This is a genomic window from Streptosporangium carneum, assembly GCF_027922005.1.
GTDB lineage: Bacteria > Actinomycetota > Actinomycetes > Streptosporangiales > Streptosporangiaceae > Streptosporangium > Streptosporangium carneum.
Genome location: NZ_BSEV01000001.1, coordinates 184834 through 196542 on the forward strand (window position 1 = coordinate 184834; position 11709 = coordinate 196542).

Genomic DNA, 11709 nt, shown 5'->3' on the forward strand with positions numbered 1-11709 from the left:
CGACGATTCCGACAGCTGGATTTCTTCTCACAAACCGCATATATCAAGGCATGTTTTCCTACCGAAACGACGAACGGGCCGCGCCCCACAAGTGAGGCGCGGCCCTGCCGATCGGGTGGCCGCCCGGATCGGTCGCGATCAGACCGTCCGGCTCAGCCGACCTGGTTGCTGGTCCAGCGCTGGGTGGGGGCGGAGGAGTTGCAGGTGGCGAGGACCAGGCCGGTGCCGCCGCTGGTGCCGCCGCCGCTCGCCTGGACGCACTGGTTGGTGCCGACGCTCGCCTTGATCTGGTAGGTGACCCCGGAGATCGAGGGGAACGTCCACTGCTGCGCGGTGGCCCCGGTGCAGGTGACCTGGACCACGGCCGTCCCGGCGGTGCCGCTGCCGCCCAGCGGGGTCAGGCACTTGCCGCTGTGCGCGCTGGCGATCGTGTACGCGCCGCCGCCGACCGCGTCCAGCAGCCACTGCTGGTTCTTCAGGTAGTTCAGCGGCCACTGCACGATGGAGGCGTTCTCCGAGGTGTCGAAGGCGTACAGGTCCATGGCCATGCTCGGTCCTGAGGAGTCGAAGACGTCGTTGGTGAAGACCGTGGTGATCCCGTCCGCCACGCCGCCGGCGGGGTCGCTGCTCGTGCTGGTCAGGACGATCAGCTGGTCGGACTCCGCCGAGGTACGGGTGACCCCGCTCTGGGTGACCCGCTCCCGGAGCCTGTAGCCCGCGCTGGTGTTGGACGGCAGGCCCGTCACCCGGATCGTCTTCTGCCAGGACGGGACGGTGGCGACAACCGTGCCGTTCCGCAGGAGCTGCACCTCATGGGTGACGCCGGTGCCGTAGACCTTGGTGCTCGGCGCGTACTTGAAGGCGATCTCGGTGCCCTCCACGTCCACTCCGGTGAGGAGTTGGGCCGGTAGCGGCGGGATCGTGGTCATGGCCGGAACCGAGGAGCCGTGCTCCAGGTAGAGGCTGTGGTTGGCGGCGTTCCAGGAGGTGGACAGGTAGGTGCCGACCGGGGTGACGCCGAAGTAGTCGTCCCTGCCGCAGTCCATCAGCCGGACCGCGAGCGGGTCGGGGCAGGCCACGGTGGCGCCGCCCTGGCAGAGCGTCTCGTTGGAGTCGCTGCAGTGGTAGCCGGGGATGTGGTTGGGGGCGTTCGTCAGAATCCCGCCCAGCGCGTGCGCGAGCTCGTGGGTCATCTCGTGCCCGGTGGCGCAGCCCGGTGAGAGGGCGACCCAGGTGGCGTACGAGTTGTGGCGGTTGCCGGTCCCGGACGAGTCGTCGTTGGCGATCGGACCGTCACCGATCGTGTCGCCACAGCCGTTGCGGCCCTCGACGTAGGCGATGTAGATGTGGTCGGTGTCGGTGTAACCGAGGTCCTGCAGCGACTCCATCCACTCGTCGTTGGCCTCGCCCGTGGGGATCTGGACGGAGTCGATGTCCAGGTCGCAGCCGGTGGAGCCGGTGGTCTCCCAGCGGATCCAGCGCTCGGCGCCGTCCCGGCGCGCGCTGTCGTTCACGTTCTCCTGCGTGACCCACGCGGCCTGCCGGATCAGCGGCTCCTTCTCGGTGAAGTGGTCGGAGCCTGATTCGTACGCGTAGATCAGTTTGACGCGATGGCCGCTGACGCCGTCGCCGACGCAGTGCACCTGCGGAACGACGATGGCACCGCCGGTGGCGGCGGCGGGCGTGGCGGGCGTCAGGCCGAGCAGAACGAGGACGGGCACCGCGACGGCGAGCACCCGCGCCCGGAAACCTCGTTTCACACTCATCGATGGCATCAGAAATTAACCTCTCCTGCGACGTCCAGCAGTTTTCGCGCACGCCGAATACGCCCGTGCAGCCTCATGTTGAAACGCATCGATGCCCGGTCGACGTGGAAGTCGTGCCAGAGTTACCGGTCGCGATCCGTGGTGGCGGATTTAACCCCGTTGGCTTGATCGATTCCATACGATAACCGCCGCCGAATCGCCCGGGAACCGTCTGACGGTAACAGAAAAGAAACTTTACAGATGTGAAAATTGTGACACATGTTAAAACAATCCCGTTCACGTGCGCTCGGACTTGTCAAGGAAATTGATTCCGAACGGGTGGCGAATGCCCGCCTCCGAGGCATTCGATCGGGATCCGCACCTGGTGAAAAGGTGTCGGCGGCAGGCCACGGCGCACGACGAGGCAACGGGATTCCCGGCCCCGGTCGTTTCACACGGACGTCCTCACCCGCCAAGGCGACGTCTCCGGCCAAGACGGCATCGGCCGAGTCCCCTTGACGCCCGCGGAAAGCGTGTCGATTTCCGGGAAAGCTCGGAGGTGCCGACATTGTCGTGGAAACGCGTCGACCGAGATCCGGCGAAGGAGCGTTCCAAGGGGGCAGGAAACGGGCGAAAGGGCGCGCCCCTCGGGCACATCTGCGACCCACGAAGTCCCACTCACGCGCGGAGGCGACCTTTTCCCGGGAGACGGCACGAGTTTCCGGGAGACGTGCGAACCCTCCCGAAGGACGCGCGAGCCGGAGCCCGAGGTTCGGGTGGATCCTCACCTCGGACCGGAGTCGTCCGGTCGGGACCGTCAGGGGCGAGGCGGCGCAGGGCAGGGCGGCGCAGGGCGGGGCGGCGGCTCCGTCAGTCGTCGCGGAGGGCGAGCCCCTGCTCCGCGAGGGCGACGCGCAGCATGCCCAGCGCCTTCGGGCCCATGCCGTGCAGGGTGAGGAGCTCGGCCGCGGTGACGCCGGGGAGTTGCTCCATCCGGGTGTAGCCCGCGTTGATCAGGGCGCGGCGCGCCGGTGCGCTCAGCCGGGGCAGGTCGCTCTCGCCGTCCACGCTCTTGTCTCCATCCCTGTGTCCGTCTTGCTCTGTGTTCACCTTGCGGTGGTGAGGGTACGGCCCGGGGCCGACAGTTTCTCCGCGACTCGGGTGGCGTCCGCCGCTCCAGTGATGACTGTGTCACCTTCTGTGGACGCGGAGATCCTCGGTGGACCCGAAGACCCTCAGACGGATCATGAGGGGCGTCCCTCCTCCAGGGCCGACCGAGTTATCCACAGGGCGTTCGGGCAATTGAGCCACTTATCCACAGATTTCGAGATGTTGTGCACAGACTTCCGAACAGTTCGAGGCGAGCGACAGATCTCCGTCCTGCCTCCGCAGCCCCTTCAGGCCCGCTCAGGAAGGCCGCCGGAACGGGCCCAGGCGACCGCCGGAGTCCACCGGGAACCCGCGTCCGTGGGCGGAACGGCGTCAGGGCCGCCTCAGGCCCCGTACTCCGCCTCGACCTGCCGCACGATCTCCGCGTTCCTGGGCCGGAAGGCGGGGTAGAACTCCCTGCCGCACTCGAGGTCCTCAAGGGCCACCTTGATCTCCCTGTCCAGGAGGGGGCGGGCCCGCGCGGGGGTGAGGCGGGGCAGGTAGTAGTGCCCCTTGGGCAGGTCGGTTTCGGGAGTGTCGTCCTTGCTGGCGATCTCGTCCCGCTCCGCGGTGAACAGCCGCCACCCCCAGACGTTCATGGCCGTCGGCTTGGTCGAGGTCAACCGGTACCCCTTGCCCGTGAGGCAGTCGGCCATGGCGGAGGCGAGTTCGACGAGCTTCGGATCGCCGTCGAGTTCGCGGCCCGTGCGCTGGTCGATGAGCGCGTTGGTCTGCGCCGACCAGTCGTCCATGGACTTCACGACCTTGCCGGTGATCTGCTTGTACGCCTGCGCGTCGCAGGCCTCCGACATCTCGTCGTAGGCGTCCTGCTGGGCGGGCGAGAGGTCGTTCTTGATGGCGAAGTTGGGGTTGACGGGCGCGTCGGCGGGCCTGGCCGCCGGGTTTCCCATCTCCCTGGGGTAGACGAACCAGGAGAAGATCTCGAAGCCGTACTTCGAGCGACGGGCCTTCATCGCCGCGTAGTCGCCGGAGTAGTCCTTCTCCTGCTCGTCGGTCCCCTTCATGGCGGACACGTACGGGACGTATCTGAAGCCCTTGCGCTTCATGCAGTCCGCTTTGATCGCCTGGAACCGGTGCCTGTTGTCCTGCTTCCCGGTGGGCGTGGCGGGTTGCCGCACGGCCCCGCCCCCGTCGGTGGCGGTGGCGGTGCCGCATCCGGCGAGCACGACGAGAACGGCGACAACCAGAAATGATCTCTTGGGCATGCCGAGGACCATACTCCGTTCAACGAAGTATGGTCAATCGGGAACGCGGCGGCGGTGACCGTACGGGACGAGGGCCGTCAGGGCGGTCAGGAAGACCAGCAGGCCCCAGTAGGCCAGGTGCTGGCGCGTCAGCTCGGCGAGGTGCTCGCCGAGCTGTACGGAGACCGCCAGGAGATAGACCACCGCCGCCAGCGCCCAACGGAGATCACGCGCCGTCCTGGCCGCCCACACGGCCAGGCAGAGCACGGCCAGTTCGAGGACCGTCCGGCTGAGGCTCAGCGGAAGGGGCGTGCCCTCCGGCATCCACCCGGGGCCTGTCCACGCGGCGAACGGCACCGCGGCCGCCCACCGCCAGGACCTGGTCCGCGGCGGTCCGCTCCCGGCCGCCAGCGCCAGCAGGCCGCAGCAGACGAACCCGTAGCCGAGCGCCACGGTGACCGGAGCACTCGCCGCGAACAACGGCTCGGCGGTGAGGAAACCCGGATAGACGGGAAGCAGCGTCACGTCGACCGGCTGCCAGGCGGTCGCGACCGCCATCGCCTTGGCCCCGGTGAGCGATACGAGCGGCAGCGCGAGCCGTACCCTGCCGCGCAGAACGGCCAGCAGCGCGAGCGCGGACAGCGCGACCCACCCGGGGATCGACCCGGCGTACGGCAGCAGCACCGCCAGCTGCGCGGTCATCACGACGGTCACGCCCAGGTGCAGACCGTCCCGCCACGCGTCACCACGCGCCGCCTGCCTGACCCGCTCACGCAGCCCGCCGGTGACGAGCCCGACCGCCTCCCGCACCTCGGGGGTCGTGCGCCCCGGGGCGGCGCAGTCGAGCAGCACGCCGAGGAGCTCCTGACCGTGCGCGGCGCGGTAGCCGGGCGGGTAGGCGAACAACAGCCACCGGTAGCGGCGTTCGAGCGGCGTCACGCGCGGGCGGCCTCCGGGCCGCCTCACGCGTAGCTGGTGCGGTTGATGACCAGGGACGCGGCCTGCTGCATGCGCCTCGCCTCCGCCTCGAGCACCGTCCGCCCCGACTCCAGGACACGGAAGTAACGGCGGACCCGGCCGTTGACCGTCTCCTCCCGGTCGACCGTGATCAGCCCCCGGTCGCCGAGCCGCTCCAGGATGCCGTAGAGGGTGCCGACCGAGGGTTTCACCCGGCCGCCGGAGAGCTCCCCGACGACCTTCATGATCGCGTGCCCGTGCAGCGGCCCGTCCAGCAGCGCGGTGAGCACGTAGTACATGGGTTCGCTGACCTCGTCCGTACCCCTGGGCATGCCGCCGAACATAACACGCGTGACGGCCGAACCGCCCCCGACGACGTGGCACCGCGAACCGGCCGACGGCCTTCCCTCGCCCCTGTCCCCCGCCGCTGATCCCGGCGCACGCCTCAGAATCGTCCGCTCCGGCTGGCCTGCTCGGGGCGCGGTCCGAGTGTGATGCGCGCGGAGCGCGGAGGGGTGGCGAGGTCCGTCCGTGCGCGGACCGTGCTCAGTGTTCGGTGAGACCTAATGGTCGGTGAGGGGGTTCTCGTTGGCGGCGACGTGGTCGAGGGCGGCCTGGGTGAAGGCGCGGACGCGGCTGGTCTCCGCCGTGGTCCGCCACAGCAGCCGCCACTCGAAGGGCGATCCGTCGGGGATGGGGACGTAGGCGACGTCCGGCCGCGCGTCGTAGCGGGCGGCGTGGGTGGGGACCGGGAAGACGCCCTTGCCCGCGCCGACGAGGGCGAACATCTCCTGGACGGTGCCGAAGGCGGGCCCGCGCTCGATGGGCTCGCCGTTGGGGGTCCTGCGGGGAACGAGGGCCTCGTCGATGTGTTCCGGGATCGAGCGGGGGCGCAGGACCCTGTCGCGGGCGAGGTCGTCGAGCGAGACCGAGGCGCGACGGGCGAAGGGGTGCCGGGCCGAGACCGCGAGCATGGGGTCCTCGCGGAACAGGACCGGGCTCGCGGTGAGGCCGGAGTCGCGCGGGGGCTGGACGACGGCCAGCAGGACGTCGATCTCGTCGGCGTCGAGCGGGGTGGTGCCGTCGCTGTACGGGCTCTCCCTGATCTGGACCTGACAGGTGGGATGGCGGGCACGGAAGACGTCCGCCACCTCGAGGACGAACCTGCCGACGGCCGTGCCGACGAATCCGACCCGCAGCACGCCGTCGACGCCCCGGCCCGCGGCGACCGCCCTGTCGACGCCTTCGCGGATCTGCCGGTAAGCGGGATCCAGGTCGTCGTACAGCCGTCGGCCGATCGGCGTCAGCGCCACCCTGCGACTGGTCCGCTCGAACAGCGGGGCGCCGATGCGGCGCTCCAGCTTCTTGATCGTCTGGCTGACCCTGGCCGTGGACACGTGAAGGTTCTCCGCGGCGCGTCCGAAATGCAGTTCCCTGCCGAGCTCCAGGAAGATCTCGATATCGCGCCGCTCCACCGTGAACCCCCGTTCGTGAACCTCCAGGTTAACGAACGTTGCGTAACCGATCATTGTTTCCGGTTCCGGCCTGGATGATCCTTGAGGAGGCGGGCTGGGACGGTGGTCCCGTGACTTCGCCGACCACGCCTGTGAAACCGCCGCAACCGGCATCTGGAACCTGGGAAAGCGCACCATGATCAAAATCCTCCAGACGGTCTCCCTGCTCGCCGCGACCGTCACCGCCGGACTCATGGCCGGACTGTTCGCCGCCTTCGCCTACGCGGTGATGCCCGGCCTCGGGCGCTCGCACGACCGCACCTTCGTCGAGGCGATGCAGCGGATCAACGTGGCCATCGTCAACGGCTGGTTCATGTTCTGCTTCCTGGGCGGGCTGCTGTTCACCGTCCTCGCCCTGGTGCTGCACCTGGGGTCGGGCCGGGAGGTCCTGCCGTGGATCGTCGCCGCGCTCGTCCTGTACGGGGTGATGTTCGTCGTCACCGCCGCCGTCAACGTGCCCCTCAACGACCAGCTGGCCAGGGCGGGCAGTCCCGGCGACATCGCGGACCTGGCCGAGGTGCGGCGGCTCTTCGAGTCCAGGTGGGTCACCTGGAACCTCGTCAGGGCGGTCGCGAACGTCGTCGCCTTCGCCGTCCTCGCCTGGGCCCTCGTCCTGCACGGCCGCGCCACCGCGACGGCCGCCCCCCGGCCGGACGCCGGACAGGTGGGGCACGGCGTGACCGCCGTCGCGACCCGTCTGTCCGTGCCTCATCTGTCCGGCCCGCCCTCCCGGTACGGCGACAGGCCCGCTTCCCAGGCGCGGTGACCGGGAACGTTCACCGGGTCGCGCACCGTTCGAAGGCACCGGGCAGGTCCGTGTCGGCACTCGCCGTACCGGCGCCCGGGAGAGACACCATGAACCCGGTGAGGGCATGCGGTCGCCGCACCGGCCTCCCCTACAGGGCACCGGACCCTTTCAGAGGCACCGCACCGGGCCCCTCAGCTGAGGGTCTGGAAGAACTCGCGGACGTCCTCGACGAGGAGGTCGGGCTGCTCAAGGGAGAGGAAGTTGCCGCCGCGCTCGAACTCCGTCCACCGGACGACGTCGAGCTCGCGCTCGGCGAAGCGGCGGACGGCGACGTCCGTCGTCAGGGCCACGGCCACGGCCACGGGGACGTCGCCGCGCTCCTTGGGGGCCCAGGCCGCGGGGTCGTGGGCCATCTCGTAGTAGAGGTTGGCCGAGGAGCCCGCCGTGCCGGTGAACCAGTAGACGCTGACGTTGGTCAGCAGGTGGTCACGGCCCACGGCGTCCTCGGGCAGGTCGGCGGCGGCGTCGGTCCACTCCTTGAACTTCTCGGTGATCCAGGCCAGCTGCCCCACCGGTGAGTCGTGCAGGCCGTAGGCGAGGGTCTGCGGGCGGGTGGACTGGATGACGTTGAAACCCATCATGTCGTCGCGGAAGTTCTGCAGCCGGGCCAGCCGCTCCTGCTCGCCCTCCGTCAGGCCCGCGAAGTCGGCCGGGTCGTCGGAGGGGAAGGTCACCAGGCCGTTGAGGTGGACGCCGACGACGCGGTCGGACGCCTGGCGGCTCATCTCGGCGGCGATCCAGGCGCCTCCGCCGCCGCCCTGGACCCCGTAGCGGTCGTATCCCAGCCGGGCCATCAGCTCGACGAACGCGCCCGCGATGCGGCCGGTGTTCCAGCCGGGGCCGCTGAGCGGCCCGGAGAAGCCGACCCCGGGGGTGGAGGTGACGATCACGTGGAAGTCCCGCGACAGCGGTTCGACCACCTCGGTGAACTGGGTGAAGGAGCCCGGCCAGTCGTGCAGGAGCAGCAGCGGCGTGGCGTCCTCCCTGGCGGAGCGGACGTGTACGAAGTGGATGTTCTGCCCGTCGATCTCGGTGGTGAACTGCGGGAACTCGTTCAGCCTCGCCTCGGCCCCGCGCCAGTCGTAGCCGTCGGCCCAGTAGTCGGCCAGGCCCTTCAGGTAGTCCACCGGCACGCCCCTGCTCCATCCCGCGCCGGGGACCTCGCCGCTCCAGCGGGTACGGCGGAGCCGGTCGCGCAGCTCCGACAGGTCGGCGTCTGAGATGTCGATGCGGAAGGGCTTGATCTCGGTCACGGCGACGCCTTTCTGAACCGTCGGGAAGCGGGGACTGAGCGTCTCCCGCCTCCCAAGCGAAGCGGAATGTTCTGTTCCAGAATAGCAGAACAAATCATTCCGTTCCACTTACACGTCGCCTTCGACGCCGCCCCGGCGTCCCCGTGCTCAGCCCGCCTTCCCCGAAACGCCCGCCGCCTCGGGGTCCGCGCTCGGCGGCGCCTCGATCACCGACGGCCAGCGCAGGAGTGCGGGCAGCGTGAACAGGGTCACGGTCAGGTGGACCACGCCGCCGATCACCCACGGCGCCGTCAGGCCGTACGCGGCGGCCACGAGACCGCCCGCGAGGGCGCCGAACGGGAGCGCGCCGAAGGCGACCATCCTGGTGGCGCTGCCGACCCTGCCCATCAGCTCGTTGGGGATCAGCCGCTGGCTGAGCGACTGGGCCATCACGTTCCAGACGGACAGGCCCGCCGACCAGACGCCGAACAGCGCGACCACGACGACGGGCTGCCTGCCGAACAGGCCGATCGCCACCAGGCTCAGCGCGCTGGCCACCGAGACCCCGATGACCACGGAACGGGTGCCGAAGCGGTTGACGACACGACGGCTGACCAGACCGCCGGCGACTCCGCCGATCGCCATCGCGGCCACCAGGATCCCGTAGCCCGCGTCCCCGACGCCCAGGACGTCCTTGGCGAAGAGCACGGTCACCGACTGCGCCATGAAGACGCTGAAGTTGCTGGTCGCGGCCAGCAGGACGGTGACGCGCAGCACCCGGTGCCCGGCCAGCCAGCGCAGGCCCTCCATCATCTCGGCCAGCACGCCGCGACGCTCCGCCGCCCGCGCCCCGTCCGCCGTGCCGGTCCGCCGCCGGTCCGGGGCCACCGTGCGGATCGCCCTGAAGTGGCCCGCCTCGCTGCGGATCCGGGCGATCAGCAGGAGCGACAGGAGGTAGGTCGCGGCGTTCACCCACAGCGGCAGCGGGACCAGGAGCACGAACAGCGCCGAGCCGAGGGCCGGGCCGAGGAACATCCGGCCCAGCGTCTCGGCCGTCACGTTCCGCCCGTTCGCGGTCTCCAGGTCGGCGCTCCGGACGATCGTGGGGATCAGCGCCCTGCTGGAGCCCATGAAGATGATGTCTCCCGCGCACAGGCCGAACGCCAGGATGTAGATCATCCAGATCTGGGTGCCGCCGAAGGTCACGACCAGCGCGACGGCGACGAGCAGGAACGTCTGCGCCGCCTGGGCTCCGATCATCAGCAGGCGCCGGTCGTACCGGTCGACGATCACACCGCCGACCAGGGCCAGCAGCAGCCAGGGCAGCTCGGTGGCCAGCGGCACCCAGGAGATCAGCCTCGGGTCGCTGGTGAGCTTGCTCGCCAGCAGCGGCAGGGCGGCGATCACGACGCCCTCGCCGAGCGTCTGGATCGAGTAGGCCGACAGGAGGTAGTGGTAGTTGCGGCCGAGACCGGAGGCCTTCCCGCCGGTTCGGGGCACGGCGGCGCCGTCGGTCACCATCGGGGCGCGCCCTCGCCCGCACCGGTCACGCCGCCGTCCGGCACGGCCACGCCGCCCGCCGTACCGGGACGGTCGGCGGTGTCCGGAGCCGTGTCCAGAGCTGTGTCGAGAGCTGTGTCCAGAGCTGTGTCCAGAGCTGTGTCCAGAGCCGTGTCCAGAGCTGTGCCGAGAGAGGCGCCGGGATGTGCGTCGGGATAGAAGAAGACGCCCGCCACCCGGGCCTGCGAGCCCGGCCCCAGGGCGGTGACATCGACCTGGCCGATCCTCTGGAGCCTGCAGCCGCCGCCCGCGTAGCCTCCCGCGGGCGTGTAGTACAGCCCCCAGCACGCCTCCCACTCCTCGGTATGGCCGGTCTCCAGGTCGACCACCGGCTCCGCGCGCGGGACGACCCTTTCCTGCACGACGGCGCCGGCCTCGGCCCCGTCCCGCAGAGCCTGCCACCACTCACGGTCGCCGACCTCCCAGCCGGCCGTGATCCCCCGCCCGCTGTAGGCGCTGTTCGGCTTGAGGATCAGATGCTCCCTCCGCTCCCTGCAGTGCTCGACCAGTTCCCTGTCCTTCAGCGCGGACTCGCCGGTCAGGGAGCGCGTCCAGGGCAGCATGCGGTCGACGAGCAGCCGCTCGTCCTCGGAGAGCCGCGTCCGCAGCCCAGGGTCGGACAGGAACGTCATGCACCCCTTCTGCCGGTGGATCTCCGTCTCGAGCGGGGTCCAGATCACCACGCGTCCCTCCTCGTGCGCGGTGAAGAGCTGCTCGGTGAGCCGGAGGCCCTCCGGGTGGTCGATGACCTGGTCGACCTCGAAGACGCGGTAGACCAGGTCGACCGGGGCGTCGCCGAACAGGACCCTGCCGTTCCTGACGCGCAGGTCGGTGATCTCGCCGAGATGGCATTCGAGGCCGAAGCCCCGCAGGAGTCTCTGCAGGGGACGCCAGGCCTCGCCGAACGCGGCCAGGCCGCCCTCCCCCTCGATCACGGCGACCACCGGGTCCCGGCCTCCGGTGACGGCCGAGCTCGCCTGGCGCAGGGCCTCGGCGACCATCTTCGGCGCGTCCGTGTAACGGAGCTCGTGCCGGTCGGCGAACGCGCGGAACGCGTCGAAGTCGAGCATGGCCTTCGTCGCGGGACCGACCCATTCGAGGCCGCCGGTCTCGCTGGTGGCGTTGAACTCCAGGATCTTGAACGACTCGCCGTCGTGGTAGGCGTCGACCCGGCCGAAGCGGGGCGGTCTCACCCCGCCGAGACGGCGCATGAGCCGTGCCCGGGGCGGGCTGATTCCCAGGGCCTCGCAGAACCGGCCGAGGTCTCCGTCGAAGAGCCGTTCGGGGAGCGAGGTGAGGATGTCGACGGTGCGGACCGTGTCGTCCGCGAACCGGTTCAGCTCGCTCTCGCCGATGAAGACGGGGCGGGTCAGGTACTTGCGGTCGAGGGTCGCCAGGTAGGGGAACCGTTCCTCGTCGTGCAGGTCGATCTCCGTCAGGAGGCTGTCTCCGCTGAGCAGCTCCTTGTTGAACAGCTCCGTGATGCGATTGGTCATGAGTCCGATCCCGTTCTCCACCGGTCCGCCAGATCAGGTCCTG

The 11709-nt window shown here is 70.0% G+C and carries 10 protein-coding genes; 1 reads left to right on the forward strand and 9 read right to left on the reverse strand.

Annotated features, from left to right (window positions below):
* Positions 1-152: 152 nt before the first annotated feature.
* From PKF00_RS00855 to PKF00_RS00880, 6 genes are all read right to left on the reverse strand, one after another.
* Positions 153-1766, reverse strand: coding sequence for an RICIN domain-containing protein (locus PKF00_RS00855; protein ID WP_271215365.1), 1614 nt, complete (start codon positions 1764-1766; stop codon positions 153-155).
* A gap of 849 nt (positions 1767-2615) precedes the next feature.
* Positions 2616-2813: a helix-hairpin-helix domain-containing protein gene (locus PKF00_RS00860; protein ID WP_271215366.1), complete on the reverse strand. Its 198-nt coding sequence runs from the start codon at positions 2811-2813 to the stop codon at positions 2616-2618.
* A 425-nt stretch (positions 2814-3238) separates the two neighbouring features.
* Complete coding sequence (locus PKF00_RS00865; protein WP_271215367.1) at positions 3239-4120, reverse strand: hypothetical protein; 882 nt, start codon at positions 4118-4120, stop codon at positions 3239-3241.
* Positions 4121-4153: 33 nt separating this feature from the next.
* Complete coding sequence (locus tag PKF00_RS00870; RefSeq protein ID WP_271215368.1) at positions 4154-5038, reverse strand: hypothetical protein; 885 nt, start codon at positions 5036-5038, stop codon at positions 4154-4156.
* A 23-nt stretch (positions 5039-5061) separates the two neighbouring features.
* Positions 5062-5388 (reverse strand): PadR family transcriptional regulator, encoded by a 327-nt coding sequence (locus tag PKF00_RS00875; protein ID WP_271215369.1) that lies wholly within the window; start codon positions 5386-5388, stop codon positions 5062-5064.
* Between the two features lie 231 nt (positions 5389-5619).
* On the reverse strand, positions 5620-6531 hold the full coding sequence (locus tag PKF00_RS00880; RefSeq protein WP_271215370.1) for a LysR family transcriptional regulator: 912 nt from the start codon (positions 6529-6531) through the stop codon (positions 5620-5622).
* A 175-nt stretch (positions 6532-6706) separates the two neighbouring features.
* Here PKF00_RS00880 and PKF00_RS00885 point away from each other — a divergent pair, with 175 nt between their 5' ends.
* Positions 6707-7336 (forward strand): anthrone oxygenase family protein, encoded by a 630-nt coding sequence (locus tag PKF00_RS00885; protein WP_271215371.1) that lies wholly within the window; start codon positions 6707-6709, stop codon positions 7334-7336.
* A 173-nt stretch (positions 7337-7509) separates the two neighbouring features.
* Here PKF00_RS00885 and PKF00_RS00890 read toward each other — a convergent pair whose 3' ends face one another.
* The 3 genes from PKF00_RS00890 to PKF00_RS00900 all read right to left on the reverse strand — a co-directional run bounded on the left by PKF00_RS00890 (position 7510) and on the right by PKF00_RS00900 (position 11666).
* Positions 7510-8631 (reverse strand): epoxide hydrolase family protein, encoded by a 1122-nt coding sequence (locus PKF00_RS00890; protein ID WP_271215372.1) that lies wholly within the window; start codon positions 8629-8631, stop codon positions 7510-7512.
* 147 nt (positions 8632-8778) lie between these two features.
* Positions 8779-10131 carry an MFS transporter gene (locus PKF00_RS00895; RefSeq protein WP_271215373.1) on the reverse strand — a complete coding sequence of 451 codons (1353 nt, stop codon included), beginning with the start codon at positions 10129-10131 and terminating at the stop codon, positions 8779-8781.
* Positions 10125-11666, reverse strand: a complete 1542-nt coding sequence (locus PKF00_RS00900; RefSeq protein ID WP_271215374.1) for a hypothetical protein — start codon at positions 11664-11666, stop codon at positions 10125-10127. The genes PKF00_RS00895 and PKF00_RS00900 overlap by 7 nt, the downstream gene beginning before the upstream one ends.
* Positions 11667-11709: the final 43 nt, after the last annotated feature.